The following is a 19,717-nucleotide window of genomic DNA, read 5'->3' as shown; positions in this document are numbered from 1 at the left end:
TCGCGGGCGATCCGCGCGCCCCTGGCGCCCGGAGCTTGAGCCGTGCATTGCCCAAACGGAGGCGAACATGAGCGTCGAACTGGATCATCTGCTGGTGCCCTCGGCCAACGCGCGGGCCGCCGCCGAGCAACTGGCCGGCCTGCTGGGCGTCGGCTGGGCCGAACAGGGCGTCGGGCCATTCGTGCCGGTGTTCGTCAATGCCGGCCTGACCCTCGACTTCGACCAGTGGGACCCGCCCCTTCCCCGCCTGCATTTCTGCTTCCGGGTCAGCGAGGCGCAGTTCGACGCCATCCTCCAGCGCCTGGGCGACGCCGGCATCGCCTGGCGCAGCCGGGTGCACGGGCCGGTGGACCATCAGATCGATACGCAGCACGGCGGACGCATCCTCTACTGGAACGAGCCGGACGGCCACCAGTGGGAAATCCTCACCGTCAGTTACGCGCGCCGGGACGGCGCGGCGTGAGGCGTCAGCTGGTGGGTTCCAGCTTGGCGATGATCCGCTCCGGCACCTCGATGTTCCAGTCGCCGAACTGGTACCAGTCGTCGCCGAGCATCTCGGCCGGGTGCATGGTGCGGTCCGCGCCATTGCCACAAGCCAGGTTGGTGGACGGGCAGTAGCGGTCGCAGCCCCAGCAGATACGCTCGGGGTGCGGCGGATTGAGGGGGAATTTCTTGGCCATGGTCAGGCCCTCGGTTTCCTTGTGGGACGCCTGAAGGCTAAGCCCGTGCGACTCGCCGACTCCTTGATCCGCGACAATTTTTCGCAGTTTTTCAGGCGCGGAAATGGCTTGGCGGTTGTCCGCTCCAGCGCTGGAAGGCGTGGCGCAGGCTGGCGGTCTCGCTGAAACCGAGCTCCTCGGCGATACGGTAGATCGGCATGTCGCCGCCCTGCAGCAGCTCCTTGGCGCGGGCGAAGCGCAGTTCGTCGAGCAGTTGCTGGTAGCTGGTCTGCTGTTGCTGCAGGTGGCGGCGCAGGCTGCGCGAGGAGCAGTTCAGGCGCCGCGCCAGTTCCTCCAGGCCCGGCGGTTCCTGCAGGCGTTCGCCGAGGATCGCGCGGACCTTGTCCAGCCAGGCGCGGCGGGCGGCCAGGTCGATGTTCTGGCGGCGGCACTGTTCCAGCATCTCGCGGTGGGTCACGGCGTCGGCCAGCGGCAGGCGCATGTCCAGCCAGGAGGCCGGGAAGCCGATGGCGCTGCGCTGGCAGCCGAACTCCAGCTGGCAGCCGAACAGGGTGGCGTAGGCGGCGCGGCGGTCTTCCGGGCCGTCGTAGTCGAACTCGGCGCGCACCAGCGGCAGCGGCTGGCCGAGCAGGTCGGCGCAGGCCACCTTCAGCGAGCCCAGGCACAGTTCGGTGTTGAACGGGCGCATCGCCTCCGCCTCGCCGTAGCCGCCGGTGCTCAGCCAGGCCATGTCGCCCTCCACGTCCAGCGCCAGGTGGAAGTAGGTGCCCAGCAGCACCGGGTAGCTCAGGCCGATGCTCAACGCCTTGCCCAGGGTCGGCGCGGAGAGCAGCGCGTAGCCGAGCAGGCCGTAGGCGGAAATCCGCGTGCGCACGCCCAGGCGCAGGCCCAGGGCGGCCTCGCCGGCGAGGTTCTGCACGTTGGCGAAGACCTGCTGCTCCTGCCAGGGGCTGACCAGCCGGCGCAGGTCGAGCAGGTCGTCGCTGGTGATGCCGCTGCCTTCGAGGATCGACTCGCGGTCATGCCCCTCCGACTCCATCAGCGCGACGGTCAGCGAGGTCATGTGCAGGGAGTTGAGCCAGGTGGAGCGGGAGAAGGTCAGTGGATTCATGGCGTGCCCGGGGTAGACGCTGGGGTGCGCCCGGCACGTGTTACCGCGAAGGGCGCAGCTCAGGGGCAGGCAAGTTGCGTGCCGGCCACCCGGGGTGGCCGGATCGATCCCCGATGCGCGGGGGCTTCGACGCGCGGCGGGGATTCCGGCCTTGCGCCGCAGGGTTACCTTTGCGGACACCGGGACGCTGCGCGTGCACCGTCCTGGCGCTCAGAACCTGTTTACGATCTCGCGAGCCAGAGCAGAACAAGGCGCAATGACCAACGGGAGTAACAGCCTTTAGGCTGGCCCGAAGGGCGAGCGCAGCGAGTCAATCGGGGTCGGGAGCGGAGTTTACACGCAGTAAATGAGCACCCCGAGACCGATTTCAACGCAGTCATGCCGACGCGCAGCAGATCGTAAATGGGTTCTCAACCGCGGGAGAGGAAGCGCATGCCCTCTTCCAGGCCGCTCAGGGTCAGCGGGTACATCTGTTCCTTCACCAGCTCGCGCACCAGGCCCGTGGAGGCGGTGTAGTTCCAGGTGTCCTTCGGGTAGGGGTTGATCCAGATGAGCTTCTTGTACTTCTCCATGAAGCGCTGCATCCAGACGTAGCCGGCCTCCTCGTTCCAGTGCTCGACGCTGCCGCCGGCCTGGGTGATCTCGTAGGGCGCCATGGCGGCGTCGCCGACGAACACCACCTTGTAGTCCGGCCCATATTTATGCAGCAGGTCGAAGGTGGCGGTGCGCTCGTTGCCGCGGCGCAGGTTGTTCTTCCACACCGACTCGTAGATGAAGTTGTGGAAGTAGAAGTATTCGAGATGTTTGAACTCGGTCTTGCAGGCCGAGAACAGTTCCTCGCAGACCTTCACGTGGGCGTCCATGGAGCCGCCGATGTCGAGCAGCAGCAGGAGCTTCACGGTGTTGCGGCGTTCCGGGCGCATCTGGATGTTGAGCAGGCCGGCGTCCTTGGCGGTGTGGTCGATGGTGCCGTCGATGTCCAGCTCATCCGCCGCGCCCTCGCGGGCGAACTTGCGCAGGCGGCGCAGGGCGATCTTGATGTTGCGCGTGCCCAGCTCGACCTGGTCGTCGAGGTTCTTGTACTCGCGCTGGTCCCAGACCTTGGCGGCCTTGCCCTGGCGCTTGCCGGCGTCGCCGACGCGGATGCCCTCGGGGTTGAAGCCGCCGGAGCCGAACGGGCTGGTGCCGCCGGTGCCGATCCACTTGTTGCCGCCGGCGTGGCGTTCCTTCTGCTCCTCCAGGCGTTTCTTGAACTCCTCGATGAGCTTGTCCAGGCCGCCGAGGGACTGGATCTGCGCGCGTTCCTCGTCGGTCAGCAGGCGCTCGAACTCCTTGCGCAGCCACTCTTCGGGGATCAGCGCCTTGAGGTGGTCGTCGAGCTTTTCCAGGCCCTTGAAGTAGGCGCCGAAAGCGCGGTCGAACTTATCGAAATGGCGCTCGTCCTTCACCATGATGGTGCGGGCGAGGTAGTAGAACTCGTCCATGTCGGCGAACACGACGCGGTGCTTGAGCGCATCGATCAGGTCGAGCAGCTCGCGCACCGACACCGGCACCTTGGCCGCGCGCATTTCGTTGAACAGGTTGAGCAGCATGGCTGCACCCTCGTTTATTCATTGATGCAGGAGCGACGCTCCTTTTGCACTCGGTGCAAGGGCTTGCGAGCTAGAGCCAGGCAAGGCGGAATCAGACGAGGAAGCGGAGTTTACGATTGTAAATGAGCATTCCGAGTCTGATTCCAACGCAGCATGGCCGACGCGCAGCAGCCCGATAGTTAACGACTGGCGCGGCGGCTCATGAAGGCGAGGCGTTCAAGGAGCTGAACGTCCTGCTCGTTCTTCACCAAGGCGCCGGCCAGCGGCGGGATGGCCTTGGTCGGGTCGCGCTCGCGCAGCACGGCTTCGCCGATGTTGTCGGCCATCAGGAGCTTCAGCCAGTCCACCAGCTCGGAGGTGGAGGGCTTCTTCTTCAGGCCCGGCACCTTGCGCACGTCGAAGAAGATGTCCAGCGCCTCGCTGACCAGCGTGCCGCTGATCTTCGGATAGTGCACGTCGACGATCTTCTGCAGGGTCTCGCGGTCGGGGAAGGCGATGTAGTGGAAGAAGCAGCGGCGCAGGAAGGCGTCCGGCAGTTCCTTCTCGTTGTTGGAGGTGATGATGATGATCGGGCGCTGTTTGGCCTTGATGGTCTCGTTGGTCTCGTAGACGTAGAACTCCATCTTGTCGAGTTCCTGCAACAGGTCGTTGGGAAACTCGATGTCGGCCTTGTCGATCTCGTCGATCAGCAGGATCACCCGCTCCTCGGCCTCGAAGGCCTCCCAGAGCTTGCCCTTCTTGATGTAGTTGCGCACGTCGTGGACCTTGTCCACGCCCAGCTGCGAGTCGCGCAGGCGGCTGACCGCGTCGTACTCGTAGAGGCCCTGGTGGGCCTTGGTGGTGGACTTGATGTGCCAGGTGATCAGCTTGGCGCCGAAGGACTCCGCCAGCTGCTCGGCGAGCATGGTCTTGCCGGTGCCCGGCTCGCCTTTCACCAGCAGCGGGCGCTGCAGGGTGATGGCGGCGTTGACCGCCAGCTTGAGGTCGTCGGTGGCGACGTAGGACTGGGTGCCTTCGAACTTCATCGGTGAATCCTCGAACGATAGCGGCCGGGACGGACCCGGGCATGAATGAGCGTAAGGGAGACCGCGACTATAACGCGCATGGCGCCCGAGTGTGAACGCAGGCCGGGCATTCAGTCACTGAATGCCCGGTCACCCCGCATCCAGACATTTCCCGCCGCCACCGGCCTCCCGCAGGTCCATTGAGGCCCGTTCCAGGCGCCGCGGCGACCGATCTTTCCGCCGGTTCTGCGTCTGGACGCAGAGGCGGGCTGGGAATAGGCTTTCTGGTCTTCCACGAGCGACAAGGACTCCCACCATGAGCCGCATTTACGCAGACAACGCGCAGTCCATCGGCAACACGCCGCTGGTCCAGATCAATCGCATCGCCCCGCGCGGCGTCACCATCCTGGCCAAGATCGAAGGGCGCAACCCCGGCTACTCGGTGAAGTGCCGGATCGGCGCCAACATGATCTGGGATGCCGAGTCGAGCGGCCGCCTCAAGTCGGGCATGACCATCGTCGAGCCGACCTCCGGCAACACCGGCATCGGCCTGGCCTTCGTCGCCGCCGCCCGTGGCTACAGGATGATCCTGACCATGCCCTCCTCCATGAGCCTGGAACGCCGCAAGGTGCTCAAGGCCCTGGGCGCCGAGCTGGTGCTGACCGAGCCGGCCAAGGGCATGAAGGGCGCCATCGCCAGGGCCGAGGAAATCGTCGCCAGCGATCCGTCGCGCTACTTCATGCCGGCGCAGTTCGACAACCCGGCCAACCCGGCGATCCACGAGAAGACCACCGGCCCGGAAATCTGGAACGACACCGACGGCGCGGTGGACGTGCTGGTCGCCGGCGTCGGCACCGGCGGCACCCTCACCGGCGTGGCGCGCTACATCAAGAACACCCGGGGCAAGCCGATCCTCGCGGTGGCAGTGGAACCGGTCAGCTCGCCGGTGATCAGCCAGACCCTCGCCGGCGAGGAGGTCAAGCCCAGCCCGCACAAGATCCAGGGCATCGGCGCCGGCTTCGTGCCGAAGAACCTCGACCTGTCGCTGGTCGACCGCGTCGCCACCGTCACCGACGACGACGCCAAGACCATGGCCCTGCGCCTGATGCAGGAAGAAGGCATCCTCTGCGGCATCTCCAGCGGCGCCGCCATGGCCGCCGCGGTGAAGCTGGCCGAGGAGCCGAACATGCAGGGCAAGACCATCGTGGTGATCCTCCCCGACTCCGGCGAGCGCTACCTGTCGAGCATGCTCTTCGACGGCCTGTTCGACGAGCAGGACCTGGTCCAGTAAGCCTCCCGCGCCCCGTTCCGGGGCGCTCTCCCGGTCGCCGCTGCGAAAGCGATATCCCCCTGACCACGCGTGGCTGTCTGCGGACCCGCAAGCAGCCATGGCCGCTGGCCATGCTCCGCAAAACCGGGTCATTCTTGCCCTGCCCGCGCACCTTGCAGCCCATCCCGAACGGGCGGCGCCGGGCATCCCGCACCGTAGTCAGGAACACAAGAATGAAAATTTCCGCCCCGTTGCTCTCCACCCTCGCGCTTTCCCTTGCGCTCTCTATCACGATGCCCGCAGGCGCCGCCCAGGCCGACACCGTGAAGATCTACAACTGGTCCGACTACATCGCCCCGGACACCGTGCCGAGCTTCACCAAGGAAACCGGCATCCAGGCGACCTACGACGTCTACGACAGCAACGAGACCCTCGACGGCAAGCTGATGACCGGCAAATCCGGTTACGACATCGTCGGGCCGTCCAACCACTTCATGGCCAAGCAGATCCAGGCCGGCGCGCTGAAGAAGCTGGACAAGAGCCAGCTGCCGAACTGGAAGAACCTCAACCCGGTGCTGATGAAGGCGCTGGAAGTGAACGACCCGGGCAACGAGCACGGCTTCCCCTACCTGTGGGGCACCACCGGCATCGGCTACAACCCGGCGAAGATCAAGGAAGTCCTCGGCGACAACGCGCCGGTCGACTCCTGGGACCTGTTCTTCAAGCCCGAGTACATGGAAAAGCTGGCCAAGTGCGGCGTGGCGGTGCTGGACAACGGTCCGGAACTGCTGCCGATCACCCTCAACTACCTCGGTCTGCCGCACCACAGCCAGAAGCAGGATGACTACGCCAAGGCCGAGCAGGCGCTGCTGAAGGTGCGTCCGTACATCCGCTACTTCCACTCCTCGAAGTACGTCAGCGACCTGGCCAACGGCGAGATCTGCGTGGCCATCGGCTTCTCCGGCGACATCCTGCAGGCCGCCACCCGCGCCAAGGAAGCCAAGAACGGCGTGAACATCCAGTACTCCACGCCGAAGGAAGGCTCGCCGCTGTGGTTCGACATGGTCGCCATGCCGGTCGACGCCCCCGACGAGAAGGCCGCCTACGCCTACATGAACTACCTGCTGCGCCCGGACGTGATGGCCAACATCAGCAACTACGTGCACTATGCCAACGGCAACCTGGCCGCCGACCCGCAGGTGGACGCGGCGATCAAGGCCGACCCGGCGATCTACCCGCCGCAGGAGAAGATGGCCAAGCTGTTCGCCCTCGAATCCATGCCGCTGAAGATCGACCGCGTGCGCACCCGCGTGTGGAACACCGTGAAGACCGGCAAGTAAGCGCAAGCCTTGCCCGGCAGCGCGCGGCTTCGGCCGCGCGTTGTCGTTTCTGTCGCAGGAGTCGTGCTTTGCCGCGCGACTCGCGCGGGGCTCGCCGCGGCGCGCAGCGCCCGCTATAGTCACCCCACGCAGCGCAGTCGCTGCCCCCACTGAACAGGTTCGCCTCCCATGTCCCGATACCCATTGCCCGATCCGGCAATCATCGCTGCAGCCTCCCCGGCGCGCGGCGCGGGTGCGGGCGCCGCCTGCCCTCCTCCCCCGCCTGTCGTCGCCGTCGCGTCGCCTCCGCCTCCCGGTGCGGCCTACCCGCCACCCGGCGTGAGCTTCTGACGCCACACGCGTTTTCCACCGCCTGGTTTGCCGCGCTGATCTGACGCGGCTCCCGGCTTGTGGCCGGCCCTTCGAAGGCCGGTCGTGATCTGCCTGACGACAGGTGCATTGCATGATTTCGTTCAACCGCTCGTCCCTGGCCACCCTGGCCAGTACCTCGCTCTTCGTGCTGCTGTGGAGCAGCGCGGCGATCATCAGCAAGTGGGGCCTGGCCCACGCCTCGCCGATGGTCTTCCTCATCGCCCGCTTCGGCACCGCGCTGGTGGCGCTGCTGCTGCTCTCGCCGCTGATCGGCCTGCGCTGGCCGCGCGAGCGCCGGCAGGTGCGCCACGCCATCCTCACCGGGCTGGTGATGCTCGGCATCTACCCGATCTTCTACCTGCTGGCGCTGGACCTGCGCGTCACCCCCGGCGTCATCGCCACGGTGCTGGGCGTGCAGCCGATGCTCACCAGCTTCCTGCTCGAACGCCGGCATTCGGCCCCGCGCCTGGGCGGCCTGGCGCTGGGGCTGATCGGACTGGTGATGGTGGTCTACCAGAGCATCGGGCTTTCGGGCCTGACCTTCGCCGGGCTGGCCTGCTGCCTGCTGGCGCTGCTGTCGATCACCGGCGGCTCGATCCTGCAGAAGAACATCCGCGAGAATCCGCTGGGCACCCTGCCCCTGCAGTACATCGCCGGACTGCTGCTCTGCCTCGCCGTGGCGCCCTTCCAGCCGCTGCGCGTGGAGTGGAACGCCGCCTTCATCCTCAGCGCGCTGTGGATGGGACTGATGGTCTCGGTGCTGGCCACCGTGCTGCTCTACCGGATGATCGCGGCGGGCAACCTGGTCAACGTCACCAGCCTGTTCTACCTGGTGCCGGCGGTGACCGCGCTGATGGACTACGGAGTGTTCGGCAACCGCCTGTCCGCGCTGGGGCTGCTGGGCATGGGCCTGATCGTGGCCGGGTTGATGCTGGTGTTCCGCAAGCCGGCGGCGGCTCGGGCTACGGAAGCTGCGCAGGCGGCGGATAACGCCTAGCCCGTCGTGGAGCCTGTGCCGCGGCGGTGCCTGCGGCACAGGCGCGGACGCCGGGAGAAAGGGCCATCGGCATACGCGGCCCGCCCTGCACGGGCCGTACGAATTGTCCCTTTCCCTGGCCGATCCCCGTGGCTAAGCTCGCAGCACAAAAGACGCAAAGAGGCGCTCCCATGGCTCAGCACTGGCCGGCGACCGAGATCGCGACCCTGATCCTCGAAGGCTTCGACGACTATCGCGCGCGCTTCCACGAGATCACCGACGGCGCCCCGGCGCGCTTCGAGCAGGCGCTCTGGCAGGAGGCGCAGCGGGCCTCGGCCGAGCGGATCGACCTGTACGAGGAAAAGGTCGCCGAAACCGTCGAGCGGCTGGTCCGCGCCATGGCCCATATCGACCTGGTGGACGTGGAGCGCTGGCCGATCGCCAAGAGCGCCTACATCACCCTGATCGACCCGCGCCTGGACGACGAGCTGGCGGAAACCTGGTTCAACTCGATCTTCTGCGGCCTGTTCAGCCACGACAACATCAGCGACGGCACCATGTTCGTGCACACCACCCGGCCGTCCCTGCGCGCCCACGCCCGCGATCCGCACACCCGCCTGTACCGCCCCCGGGGCCTCCTGCGCCAGAGCCTGGAACAGATCTTCGACGACTACCGCTTCGCCGTGGACTACGACGACCGCGAACGCGACCTGGAGCGCATGGACAGCCTGCTGCGCGCCAGCCTGCCGGACTGGGTCTGCAAGGACCCGGCGCTGTCCATCGAACTGATCGGCTCGGTGTTCTACCGCAACAAGGGCGCCTACCTGGTGGGCCGCCTGTTCACCCCGGACGAGCAGTGGCCGCTGGTGTTCCCGCTGGTGCACCACGAGGGCCGCGGCATCCAGTTCGACACGGTGATCACCGACGAGGCGGAAGTCTCGATCATCTTCTCCTTCACCCGCTCCTACTTCATGGTCGACGCGCCGGTGCCGGCGGAGCTGGTGGCCTTCCTCAAGCGCCTGCTGCCGGGCAAGCACATCGCCGAGCTGTACACCTCCATCGGCTTCTACAAGCAGGGCAAGAGCGAGTTCTACCGCGCGCTGATCAACCACCTGGCGAGCACCGACGACCTCTTCGTCATGGCGCCGGGGGTGCGCGGCATGGTGATGAGCGTGTTCACCCTGCCCGGCTTCAACGTGGTGTTCAAGATCATCAAGGACAACTTCAACCCGGCCAAGACCGTGGACCACGCCACGGTGATCCAGAAGTACCAGCTGGTGAAGAACCACGACCGCGTCGGCCGCCTGGCCGACACCCAGCAGTTCGCCGACTTCCGCTTCCCGGTGCGCAAGTTCGACCCCGACTGCCTCGCCGAACTGCTGGACGTGGCGCCCTCCACCGTGAAGCTGGAGGGCGACGTGGTGCTGATCCGCCACTGCTGGACCGAGCGCCGCATGACCCCGCTGAACATCTACCTGGAGCACGCCAGCGAGGCGCAGGTGGAGGAGGCGCTGAACGACTACGGCCTGGCGATCAAGCAGCTGGCGGCGGCGAACATCTTCCCCGGCGACATGCTGCTGAAGAACTTCGGCGTCACCCGCCACGGCCGCGTGGTGTTCTACGACTACGACGAGATCAGCTACCTGACCGAGGTGAACTTCCGCCACATCCCGCCGCCGCGCTACGAGGAAGACGAGATGTCCTCCGAGCCCTGGTATTCGGTGGGGCCGATGGACGTGTTCCCGGAGGAGTTCCCGCGCTTCCTGTTCGTCGACCTGAAGCAGCGCCGGCTGTTCGCCCGGCTGCACGGCAACCTGTTCGACGCCGATTACTGGAAGGGTCTGCAGGAGCAGATTCGCGCGGGGAAGGTGATCGACGTGTTCCCCTACCGCCGGCATGAGTCGCCGGAAGCGGCGCTGGCGCGCTGATCCACCTGCCGGAACGCCCGGCTTTTGCGCTGGCTCTTGAAGACTTCCAGAGAAACACCCAGGCACTCCGAACGCCCCTTTCAGGAGGCCTCGTTGGATCGGAGTTTCAGGGGTTGAGCGACATGGATGTCGCGAGAGCTGCGATGGGCCAGGGATGGCCCTTCGCAGCGTGCCCCTGAAACTTCGATTCAGCGAGGGAATTTTTCGCCTAAGCGAAAAACCGGATGGAGGGGCAAGACCTTTGCCTACTTTGGGGCGTTTGCCAAAGTAGGTCGCCCGAGGGGGCGAAACCCGATACATCTGCACACGCCGAAGCGGCGCAGAAAACCCCATCCCGAGCAAAGAGCATCGCGGACAAGGTCCGCTCCTACGCAGAGCCGTCAGGGGTGGATAACGTTCGGCGTTATCTCCCGTTTGACCTTGCCCCCAAACGCCCCGCCGGCCTCAGTTCCAATGCCGCCGCGACATCCGGCGGTTGTCGCCCAGGCCGACCAGCGCCGCCAGGGAAGCCATCAGCACCTCGGCGATCCACGCCAGCACCAGGCCGCCGGCCAGGCCCCAGCCGATCGCCTCGGGCGCCAGCACCACCTGGTAGCTGTAGTTCTGGTAAGTCTCCTGCAGCAGCTCGGCGTTCGGCGCGCTGACCATGTGCCAGGCGCGCTGCAACCAGCCGCCCTGCAGGGCCCGCCACTCGTTCTCGAACAGCTGGGCGCGGCGCAGCAGGCGCTCGATATTGTCGGCGTCACGCTGGAACACCGGATCGCCACTGCCGCGATAATGCGCCACCAGGGCATTCAGATCGCCCTTGAAGTACTCCCCCGAGGTGTCCTTGAAGCCTTGCAGCGCCTGGCCCGCCTCGATGCGATGGGCGTCTACGCGCTGGGTGTAATCCTTGATGAAACCCGGCACCTGTATCGCCACCATCAGGCCCAGTGCGAACAACACCATGCGAATGTAGCTGCGCAGCATCCTCTCCCCCTTCGTTCTTGTCGTATTGGAATCGCCCGCGAGGCGCCGCCGATTGTCCTCGAAGGCACCCGCCGGGTCCGGGCCTGCGTCGCACGGGTGCGCGCAGGCCGAGTCAGATCCGCCCCTGGTCGACGATCTCGCCGCGCCACCAGAGCATCCACTCGCCGCCCTGCATCAGGGTCCAGTTCTCGTTGTCGGTCAGCGGCTCGGTGGCGATCACCGTGACCACATCGTCGGGCGTGGTCTCGGACTGGAAGTCCACGGTCAGGTCGGCATCCTTCAGGCGCGCCGGGCCGAACGGCGCGCGGCGGGTGATCCAGGCCAGCTTGCTGCTGCAGAAGGTGAACAGCCAGTCGCCGTCGCTGAGCAGGCAGTTGAACACGCCCTTCTCGCGGTAGGCAGCGCAGGCGCTGACCAGCGTGGGCAGCAGCACTTCCACCGGCACCGGCTCGGGGAAGGCGCGGCGCACGCGGTTGAGCAGGTCGCAGAAGGCCGCCTCGCTGTCGGTGTCGCCCACCGCGCGGTACAACCCCGGCGCGGGGTTGAAGTCGGCGAGCTGGCCGTTGTGCGCGAAGGTCCAGTAGCGCCCGCCCATCTCGCGGACGAAGGGGTGGGTGTTGGCCAGGCAGACCTTGCCGACGTTGGCCTGACGGATGTGGCCGATCACCGTTTCGCTCTTGATCGGGTAGCGCTGCACCAGGCGCGCCACTTCCGAGTCGATGCTCGCCGCCGGGTCCTGGAACAGCCGCACCCCGCGTCCTTCGTAGAAGGCGATGCCCCAGCCGTCGCGGTGCGGGCCGGTGCCGCCGCCGCGCTGCATCAGCCCGGTGAAGCTGAACAGGATGTCCGTCGGGACGTTGGTACTCATGCCGAGCAGCTCGCACATGAATCAGTTCTCCTCCATCAGTGCCTCGCGCAGCTCATGCAGCTCGCGGTCCAGGCGTTGCTGCAGCCTCCGCCGTCCCAGCGGCAGGAACCGCGTGAGCGCGCGCAGCAGCAGGGCCGGCAGGTCGTTCAGCTCACGCGGGATCAGGTGCAGGTGAAAATGTTCCAGGTGCTGGTTGGCCGCGGGGCCATCGTTGACCAGCAGGTTGATGCCGATCCGGCCATAGCCGGCCCGGCGCAGCACGCGCTGCATGCGTTCGGTCAGCGGGATCAGGTCCTGCTGCGCCGCATCGGGAAGCTGGTGCAGGAAGGTCGCGTGCTCCCGCGCCACCACCAGCAGATGCGCGGGGCGCAGCGGATAGATGTCCAGCAGCACGATGAAATGCTCGTCTTCGCAGAGGGTACGGGCCGGCACGCGACCGGCCGCGATGGCGCAGAACACGCAGTCCATGGGAACTCCTCGAAAGGCCGTTCAGTTCATGCTGGACGCGTGCCGGTCAGGACGCAAGGCGCGAATCAGAGGCGCGGCTCGATGCGCATGCGGCGGTCGCCGCGTTCGTCGGTGCGGGAGTCCACGTCGGGCATCAGCTCCGGCTGCATCAACTGGCGCAGGGTCGGCTCGTCCTCCGGCTCCGGCGCCTTGCGGCGCTTCTTCAGCGCCCGCTCGACGGGCCAGCGGATCAGCACGAACAGCAGGTACACGCCGAACGCCGCCAGCAGCACCAGCGCCAGGTCCGAGACCGAGCGCCAGGCGTTGTTGCCGACCTTGAACAGCACGTCCAGCGCGGTGATGGCGATGGCCGGGGCGTACAGGTTGTTCTCCGGGTTCACCGGGGTCGGGGTGAACAGCAGGACGATGACGATCACCCGCAGGGGTTCGCGCAGCCAGCGCCACATCCAGCCGGTCATCAGGAACCAGACCAGCGTCAGGCCAAGGCCGGCGACGATGTAGGCGCCCCAGGCAAGGGTGTAATCGTGTTCGTTCATGCGCGTGCGTGCGGTGGCGGCAGAGGGGTGCGTATGATAGCCGCTTTTACCCATGGGTGCGCGGCCGGGCGTCATCCACGCCGCCGCCGAGGAACCGCCATGACCGACCGTCAGCCCCCCATCGCCCGCCGCGAGGCCGCCGCCGATCCCTATGCCTGGCTGGAGAACCGCGATGCCGGGGACGTCCTCGACTACCTGAAGGCGGAGAATGCCTACCTCGAGGAGCAGCTCCTGCCGCAGACGAAACTGCGCGAAACGCTGTTCCAGGAGATCAAGGGCCGCATCCGCGAGACCGACCTGTCGCTGCCCACGCCCTGGGGCCCCTGGCTGTACTACCAGCGCACCACCGCCGGCGACGAATACCCGCGCCACTACCGCTGCCCGCGCCCGGCCGACGGCTCGCTGAAGGTCGACGAAAGCGCCGAGCAGCTGCTGCTGGACCCCAATGCCCTGGCCGGCGACGACTTCCTCGCGGTGGGCGCCTTCAGCATCAGCCCGGACCACTCGAAGCTGGCCTACAGCCTGGATACCAGCGGCGACGAGATCTACACCCTGTACGTCAAGGAACTGGCCGACGGCAGCGTCACCACCCTGCCCTTCGAGGACTGCGACGGCAGCCTGGTCTGGGCCAACGACAACCGCACCCTGTTCTTCGGCGAGCTGGACGACACCCACCGCCCGCACAGGCTGTACCGCCACCGCCTGGGCGAAAGCGGCGCCGAGCGGGTCTTCGAGGAGTCCGACGGGCGCTTCTTCCTGCACTGCTACCGCGCCAGCTCCGAGCGCCAGCTGATCCTGCTGCTGGGCAGCAAGACCACCAGCGAGGCCTGGGTGCTCGACGCCGGCACGCCCGACGGCGAGTTCACCTGCCTGGCCCCGCGCGAGGAAGGCCACGAGTACTACCCCGACCACGGCCGCCTCGACGGCGACTGGGCCTGGCTGATCCGCAGCAACCAGACCGGCATCAACTTCGCCCTCTACCACGCCAGCGAGGCGCAGCCGACCCGCGCGCACTGGCAGACGCTGATCGCGCACCGCGACGAGGTGATGCTCGAAGGCCTGACCCTGAGCGCCGGCGCCCTGACCCTGAGCCTGCGCGAAGGCGGGCTGCCGATCGTCGAGGTACGCCCGCAGGGCCAGCCGGCGCATCGCGTGGACCTGCCGGACGCCGCCTACAACCTCTACGTGCAGGACAGCCTGGAGTTCGACAGCCCGGTGATCCGCCTGCGCTACGAGGCGCTCAACCGCCCGGCGCAGATCCGCCAGCTGGACCTCGCCAGCGGCGAACAGCAGGTGCTGAAGGAAACCCCGGTGGAAGGCCCGTTCGACGCCGACGCCTACGAAAGCCGGCGGCTCTGGGCCTGCGCCAATGACGGCGTGCGGGTGCCGATCAGCCTGGTCGGCCGCCGCGAGGTGCTGGCCGGCATCGCCCGCGGCGAGCCGGCGCCGCTCTATCTCTATGGCTACGGCGCCTACGGCGAGAGCCTCGACCCCTGGTTCTCCCACGCCCGCCTGAGCCTGCTGGAGCGCGGCTTCGTCTTCGCCATCGCCCACGTGCGCGGCGGCGGCGAACTGGGCGAGGCCTGGTACCGCGCCGGCAAGCTGGAACACAAGCAGAACACCTTCAGCGACTTCATCGCCTGTGCCGAACACCTGCTCGCCGCGGGCTACAGCACCCCGGCGCAGCTCGCCATCAGCGGCGGCAGCGCCGGCGGCCTGCTGATCGGCGCGGTGCTCAACCAGCGCCCGCAGCTGTTCGCCGCGGCCATCGCCGAGGTGCCCTTCGTCGACGTGCTCAACAGCATGCTCAACCCCGACCTGCCGCTGACCGTCACCGAGTACGACGAGTGGGGCAACCCGCAGGAGCCGGAGGTCTACGCGCGCATCCGCGCCTACGCGCCCTACGAGAACGTCAGCGCCCAGGACTACCCGGCCCTGCTGGCGGTGGCCGGCTACAACGACAGCCGCGTGCAGTACTGGGAAGCCGCCAAGTGGGTGGCCAAGCTGCGGGTGAACAAGACCGACGACAACCTGCTGCTGCTCAAGACCGACCTGGGCGCCGGCCACGGCGGCATGAGCGGCCGCTACCAGGGCCTGAAGGACGTGGCGCTGGAATACGCCTTCCTGTTCAAGGTGCTGGGCATCGAAGGCAACCGCTGATGCTCTACACCTGCCCGTGCTGCGGCCATTTCAGCTTCGGCGACCCGCCGGGGTCGTACGAAATCTGCGAAATCTGCCGCTGGGAGGACGACCAGCTGCAGCTGTGCTTCCCCGACGCGCGCGGCGGCGCCAATGCGGTGAGTCTGATCGAGGCGCAGGTCAACTACGTGCAATGGGGCGCCTGCGAACGGCGCCTGCGCACCCGGGCGCGCCCGCCGACCATCGACGATGAGAAGGACGAACGCTGGTTCCCGCTCTGGGAAAAACGCGTGGAGCTGCCCGACGGCGCAGCCCCGCTGCGCGGCGAGGAAGCCTGCTACTGGTTGCGGGCGCCGCGCTGACGCCGGCAGGGATCAGCCGGCGCGGAAGATCAGGTGCTCTTCCCAGTCGTCCTCGGCCACCGAGTTCTCGCTGAGCATGCGCCCGGACTGGGAGATGCGCTCGTGGTGCACGGCATCGGGATCGCCGCAGACCAGGTGGTGCCACAGCGGCAGGTCCTTGCCCTCGGCCACCAGGCGGTAGCCGCAGGTCGGCGGCAGCCAGCGGAACTCGTCGGCCTGGGACGGCGTGAGCTGGATGCAGTCGGGCACGCTGGCGCGGCGCTTGGCATAGTCGGTGCAGCGGCAGCTCTTCAGGTCCAGCAGCTTGCAGGCGATGCGCGTGTAGTAGACGGTGCCGTCGTCCTCGTCTTCCAGCTTCTGCAGGCAGCACAGGCCGCACCCGTCGCACAGCGATTCCCACTCGTCCTGATCGAGCTGGTCGAGGGTCTTGCGTTTCCAGAAGGGTTCGACTTTGGCGGCCATTTTTTGTACAGGGGCGGTTTCACGGGGCGCAAAGTCTAAGCCCGCAGCGCCGGAAGGCCAAGCGCAGGCGACCATTGACCGCGAGTCGCTTGCCAGCGCGCGCGGCGCTGGTTAGCTTGACCGCCCCACGGGCACGGCCCGCCAGTCCCGCACTGGCCGCGCCGCCCGCCCCATCCGCGATGCCCGGCCGTCCACGGCACCATCGGCATGTCCCAAGCAGTCACAGGAGCCACCATGAGCGCCAATCCCCGCGTTGCCGAGCACCCCATCGACCCGCAGTTCATCAATCGCTGGTCGCCCCGCGCCTTCAACGGCGAAACCATCGCCGAAGCCACCCTGCTGAGCTTCATCGAAGCGGCGCGCTGGGCGCCCTCCTCGTTCAACTCGCAGCCCTGGCGCTTCCTCTATGCGCGCCGCGACACGCCGAACTGGCAGCGCTACCTGAACCTGCTGGGCGAATTCAACCGGAGCTGGGCGCAGCACGCCTCGGCGCTGGTGGTGGTGCTGTCCAGGACCACCTTCGCCCCGCCCGGCTCGACCGAGGAGAAGCCGGCGCTCTGGCACAGCTTCGACACCGGCTCGGCCTGGGGCTTCCTGGCGCTGCAGGCGAGCCTGGCCGGCTGGCACACCCACGGCATGGCCGGCTTCGACCGCGAACTGGCGCGCAGCGAGCTGAAGGTCCCGGCGGACCATGAAATCCATGCGGTGATCGCCGTCGGCAAGCTCGGCGACAAGTCGATCCTCCCGGAAAGCCTGCAGGCCCGCGAAGCGCCCAATGCCCGCCGCCCGCTGGCGGAAATCGCCGCCGAGGGCGATTTCTCGCTCTGAAGGGACTTTTGTAGGAGCGAGCTTGCTCGCGAACGGAATTACACCGTGCCTTGCAGGTTCGCGAGCAAGCTCGCTCCTACAGAAAAACGAAAAAGGCCCCATCCGGGGCCTTTTTCGTTGTCAGTCGGCAATCAGTAACCGCGCGTGAAGTCCACTTCGCCGCGCATTTCCTGGCCGGCCCAGTAGCGCGTGAGGTTGTCGCGGAACAGCTCGACCAGCGCCCCCGGCAGCGTCGGCGCGGCGGTGTGCCCGGTGAGCAGCAGGCGCGGCGTGTGCCAGAACGGATGCTGCGGCGGCAGCGGCTCCTCGCGGCAGACGTCGATCACCGCGCCGGCGATCTTGTTGGACTCCAGCGTCGTCACCAGGTCGGCGTCGACCACCGAGGTGCCGCGCCCGGCGTTGATGAACAGCGCCGTCGGCTTCATCCGGTTGAACAGCGCGAGGTTGTAGATATCGCGGGTATGCTCGGTATCGGGCAGCAGGTTGACCACGTAGTCGGCGGTCTGCACCAGGCGCGACAGGTCGTCCAGCGCGCCGACGCGGCTGAACGGCAGCAACGGCCGCGGGTTCTTCGCCACGCCGATCAGTTCCACGCCGAACGGCGCCAGCATGTGCGCCACCGCCTGGCCGATCTCGCCGGTACCGACGATCAGCACCCGGCGGCCATTCAGGGTGCCGGGCAGGCGGTCATCCCACTGCACGCCGACCTGGCTGGCCAGGCGGCCGAGCATCTGCCGTTCATGGGCGAGCAGGTAGGTGAGCAGGTATTCGCTCATGACCTGGCCGAAGATGCCCACGGCGCGGGTCAGCGCGTAGTCCTTGGGCAGGTCGTCCGCCAGCAGCGGGGTGATGCCGGCCCAGCTGGACTGGATCCACACCGGATGGATGCCCCGGCGCAGCAGTTGCGCGGCGAGGTCGGGCTGGGCGAGCCAGATCGGGCATTCGGCGGCGGCGTCGAGGAGGCTGTCCGGCTTGTCGCCGGAGACCACTGTAATCTGGGGCTCCGCCGCCATGATCAGGGCGGCGTAGAGGGCATGGTCGCGATCGAGAACGAGCAGGCGCATGATTCAGGACCTTCGCTTCGATCGGTGGAACGTTTTCGGCTGGCGCATCTGGACTCGCATCAGGAGAGCTTCCCGTGGATATCGGCTAGTTCGAGGGAAGACAGGCGGCTATAGACACAGCCGGAGACCAAGCGTTCCGCTCCGTTGAACCCTTTTCTCCGCGCATAATGCGCTCAAGCCGCGAACTTGCACAGTGCCAGCACTGTACCCGTCCGCGGCCCCGGAAACCTTGTGCGACTGCAAGGAATCAGAGCGGATCGTTCATCCGCAGCAGCTCCTCCGGCAGGTGCTCGATGTACTCCTCTTCGGCCGGTGGCATCTGCAGGTGGAAGCCCTGCTTCTCGATGTGGTCCAGGACCTTGTGGATGTCCTCGCGGGCCAGTTGACGCTCGGGGCTGAGCACCAGGTCGAAGGCGTGCTGCGGCGGGCCGAACGCGGCGATCAGCGCCTCGGGCACGCGGCTGAGCGCCTCGCGCTTGTCGACGTAGAGGTACATCTCGTTCTTGCGCGGGCTCTTGTAGATGGAGCAGATGCGTTTCATGGTGTGTCTTCCGCGTTATTCGGTGGTCTGGCCGGCGAGGCGGTCCAGCAGGGCCTGGCCCATCAGCTCGCGGCGCCAGCCCTGCAGCGATTCGGGCAGTTGGTAGGGGCCGTTCGGCCAGCCGGTCTTGAGCAGCGCCTCGAGGACCTTCTTGCGCAGCATCAGTTCGGGCGCCATGCCCTGGCGCTCGGCTTCTTCCTGGCCGACTTCGCGCAGCATCTTCAGCACCGGGGTGACTTCCCGCGGCAGCGGCTCGGGCAGTACGTCGGGGCAAACGGCCTCCGGCAGCTTCGCCGCGTGGGCGATCAGCGCGATCAGGGTGTCGCCGTCCTGACGCACGGTGCGCGGGTGCATGTCGTCGATACGCGCCAAGGCCACCTTGTCGGCGGGCTGGAAGCGCGCCAGCGGCCATAGGGTGTGCTCGCGCAGCACGCGGTTGCGCGGCTGGTTGCGCAGGCGGGCCTGTTCTTCGCGCCAGGCGCAGAGCTCGCGGAGCACCTCCAGTTGCTGGCGGTTGAGCTTCCACGCCAGCTTCACGTCGAGGTAGGCCTCCTGCGGGTCGCTGATACGGGCCTGGTTGGCCGCGAGGTCCGCGCCGTCGGCCAGCAGCCAGTCCAGCTTCTTCTCGCTCAGGCGCGGCGCCAGCTTCACGTAGACCTCGGCCAGGTGCAGCACGTCCTCGGCGGCATAGCGCACCTGCATGTCGGTCAGCGGGCGCTGCAGCCAGTCGGAGCGGGTCTCGTCCTTGGGCAGGTCGATGCCGAGGATCTCCAGCACCAGCTTCGAGTAGCCCATCGAGTGCGGCAGGCCCAGGTAGGCGGCGGCCAGCTGGGTGTCGAACAGCGGCTGCGGCAGGCTGCCGGTCAGGCGCAGGAAGACTTCCAGGTCCTCGCCGCAGGCGTGGAATACCTTGACCACCAGCGGCGACTCCAGCACCGCGGCGAACGGCGACCAGTCGCGGATCAGCAGCGGGTCGATCAGCCACACGCCGCTGCCATCGCCGACCTGCACCAGGGCAGCTTCGGGATAGAAGGTATCGACACGCATGAACTCGGTATCGAGCGCGAGGTACGGTAGTTCTTTCCAGTCCTGGCACTTGCGCGCCAGGCTGGCATCGTCGCGAATCCACTGAATATCGAGAGCGGTCACGAACATCTCCTTCGTTTCGGTGCCGCGCATTATATCGAGATGCATGATGTGCGAGCATTCCACTCGGCCATTGGCTATG

20 protein-coding genes are annotated in these 19,717 nt (G+C 67.1%); 8 read left to right on the top strand and 12 right to left on the bottom strand.

All coding sequences use genetic code 11. From position 1 onward, the window contains the following. Window positions 1–67 precede the first annotated feature (67 nt). Window positions 68–463: a VOC family protein gene (locus AC3B6A_RS07335; RefSeq protein WP_488401651.1), complete on the top strand. Its 396-nt coding sequence runs from the start codon at window positions 68–70 to the stop codon at window positions 461–463. Window positions 464–467: 4 nt separating this feature from the next. Here AC3B6A_RS07335 and AC3B6A_RS07330 read toward each other — a convergent pair whose 3' ends face one another. The 4 genes from AC3B6A_RS07330 to AC3B6A_RS07315 form a co-directional block, all read right to left on the bottom strand. Then, window positions 468–680 carry a DUF3079 domain-containing protein gene (locus AC3B6A_RS07330; RefSeq protein WP_488401649.1) on the bottom strand — a complete coding sequence of 71 codons (213 nt, stop codon included), beginning with the start codon at window positions 678–680 and terminating at the stop codon, window positions 468–470. A gap of 91 nt (window positions 681–771) precedes the next feature. Beyond that, window positions 772–1,791, bottom strand: coding sequence for an AraC family transcriptional regulator (locus tag AC3B6A_RS07325; protein WP_488401647.1), 1,020 nt, complete (start codon window positions 1,789–1,791; stop codon window positions 772–774). Between the two features lie 410 nt (window positions 1,792–2,201). Continuing rightward, complete coding sequence (locus AC3B6A_RS07320; protein ID WP_488401645.1) at window positions 2,202–3,383, bottom strand: vWA domain-containing protein; 1,182 nt, start codon at window positions 3,381–3,383, stop codon at window positions 2,202–2,204. 179 nt (window positions 3,384–3,562) lie between these two features. Next, entirely contained in the window at window positions 3,563–4,408 is an 846-nt protein-coding gene (locus tag AC3B6A_RS07315; protein WP_151187902.1) for an AAA family ATPase, read from the bottom strand. Window positions 4,409–4,703: 295 nt separating this feature from the next. On the opposite strand from AC3B6A_RS07315, the gene cysK reads away from it, so the two are divergent. From cysK to aceK, 4 genes are all read left to right on the top strand, one after another. Continuing rightward, window positions 4,704–5,678: a cysteine synthase A gene (gene cysK / locus AC3B6A_RS07310; RefSeq protein ID WP_488401644.1), complete on the top strand. Its 975-nt coding sequence runs from the start codon at window positions 4,704–4,706 to the stop codon at window positions 5,676–5,678. Between the two features lie 212 nt (window positions 5,679–5,890). Further along, on the top strand, window positions 5,891–6,997 hold the full coding sequence (locus AC3B6A_RS07305) for a polyamine ABC transporter substrate-binding protein (RefSeq protein ID WP_488401642.1): 1,107 nt from the start codon (window positions 5,891–5,893) through the stop codon (window positions 6,995–6,997). A 442-nt stretch (window positions 6,998–7,439) separates the two neighbouring features. Next, entirely contained in the window at window positions 7,440–8,345 is a 906-nt protein-coding gene (locus AC3B6A_RS07300) for a DMT family transporter (protein ID WP_488401641.1), read from the top strand. A 170-nt stretch (window positions 8,346–8,515) separates the two neighbouring features. Then, window positions 8,516–10,252 carry a bifunctional isocitrate dehydrogenase kinase/phosphatase gene (gene aceK, locus AC3B6A_RS07295; protein ID WP_488401639.1) on the top strand — a complete coding sequence of 579 codons (1,737 nt, stop codon included), beginning with the start codon at window positions 8,516–8,518 and terminating at the stop codon, window positions 10,250–10,252. Between the two features lie 444 nt (window positions 10,253–10,696). On the opposite strand, the gene AC3B6A_RS07290 is transcribed toward aceK, so the two are convergent. The 4 genes from AC3B6A_RS07290 to AC3B6A_RS07275 form a co-directional block, all read right to left on the bottom strand. Further along, window positions 10,697–11,221 carry a DUF2937 family protein gene (locus tag AC3B6A_RS07290; RefSeq protein WP_488401637.1) on the bottom strand — a complete coding sequence of 175 codons (525 nt, stop codon included), beginning with the start codon at window positions 11,219–11,221 and terminating at the stop codon, window positions 10,697–10,699. 112 nt (window positions 11,222–11,333) lie between these two features. Then, on the bottom strand, window positions 11,334–12,107 hold the full coding sequence (locus AC3B6A_RS07285; protein WP_488401635.1) for a class II glutamine amidotransferase: 774 nt from the start codon (window positions 12,105–12,107) through the stop codon (window positions 11,334–11,336). 3 nt (window positions 12,108–12,110) lie between these two features. Then, entirely contained in the window at window positions 12,111–12,557 is a 447-nt protein-coding gene (locus tag AC3B6A_RS07280; RefSeq protein ID WP_488401633.1) for an HIT family protein, read from the bottom strand. 65 nt (window positions 12,558–12,622) lie between these two features. Beyond that, a complete protein-coding gene (locus AC3B6A_RS07275; RefSeq protein WP_488401632.1) occupies window positions 12,623–13,093 on the bottom strand; it encodes an MFS transporter in 471 nt (156 codons plus the stop codon). A gap of 99 nt (window positions 13,094–13,192) precedes the next feature. On the opposite strand from AC3B6A_RS07275, the gene AC3B6A_RS07270 reads away from it, so the two are divergent. Both AC3B6A_RS07270 and AC3B6A_RS07265 read left to right on the top strand, forming a co-directional pair. Continuing rightward, the gene (locus tag AC3B6A_RS07270; protein ID WP_488401631.1) at window positions 13,193–15,253 is read left to right on the top strand and encodes a S9 family peptidase; all 2,061 of its coding nucleotides are present in this window, start codon (window positions 13,193–13,195) and stop codon (window positions 15,251–15,253) included. Then, complete coding sequence (locus AC3B6A_RS07265; protein WP_488401629.1) at window positions 15,253–15,594, top strand: CPCC family cysteine-rich protein; 342 nt, start codon at window positions 15,253–15,255, stop codon at window positions 15,592–15,594. Before AC3B6A_RS07270 ends, AC3B6A_RS07265 begins: the two co-directional genes overlap by 1 nt. 12 nt (window positions 15,595–15,606) lie before the next feature. Here the strand turns inward: AC3B6A_RS07265 and AC3B6A_RS07260 are convergent, their stop codons facing one another. Continuing rightward, window positions 15,607–16,056, bottom strand: coding sequence for a YcgN family cysteine cluster protein (locus tag AC3B6A_RS07260; protein ID WP_488401628.1), 450 nt, complete (start codon window positions 16,054–16,056; stop codon window positions 15,607–15,609). 234 nt (window positions 16,057–16,290) lie between these two features. On the opposite strand from AC3B6A_RS07260, the gene AC3B6A_RS07255 reads away from it, so the two are divergent. Beyond that, on the top strand, window positions 16,291–16,884 hold the full coding sequence (locus AC3B6A_RS07255) for a nitroreductase family protein (RefSeq protein WP_488401626.1): 594 nt from the start codon (window positions 16,291–16,293) through the stop codon (window positions 16,882–16,884). A 131-nt stretch (window positions 16,885–17,015) separates the two neighbouring features. On the opposite strand, the gene AC3B6A_RS07250 is transcribed toward AC3B6A_RS07255, so the two are convergent. The 3 genes from AC3B6A_RS07250 to rnd all read right to left on the bottom strand — a co-directional run bounded on the left by AC3B6A_RS07250 (window position 17,016) and on the right by rnd (window position 19,638). Beyond that, complete coding sequence (locus AC3B6A_RS07250; protein WP_488401624.1) at window positions 17,016–17,948, bottom strand: D-2-hydroxyacid dehydrogenase; 933 nt, start codon at window positions 17,946–17,948, stop codon at window positions 17,016–17,018. Window positions 17,949–18,195: 247 nt separating this feature from the next. Next, entirely contained in the window at window positions 18,196–18,489 is a 294-nt protein-coding gene (locus AC3B6A_RS07245; protein WP_488401622.1) for a YcgL domain-containing protein, read from the bottom strand. A gap of 15 nt (window positions 18,490–18,504) precedes the next feature. After that, window positions 18,505–19,638, bottom strand: coding sequence for a ribonuclease D (gene rnd, locus AC3B6A_RS07240; protein ID WP_488401620.1), 1,134 nt, complete (start codon window positions 19,636–19,638; stop codon window positions 18,505–18,507). Between the last annotated feature and the right edge of the window lie 79 nt (window positions 19,639–19,717).

This window comes from Pseudomonas sp. B12(2026), assembly GCF_057767015.1.
This window is presented reverse-complemented; position numbering and strand designations above follow the sequence as displayed.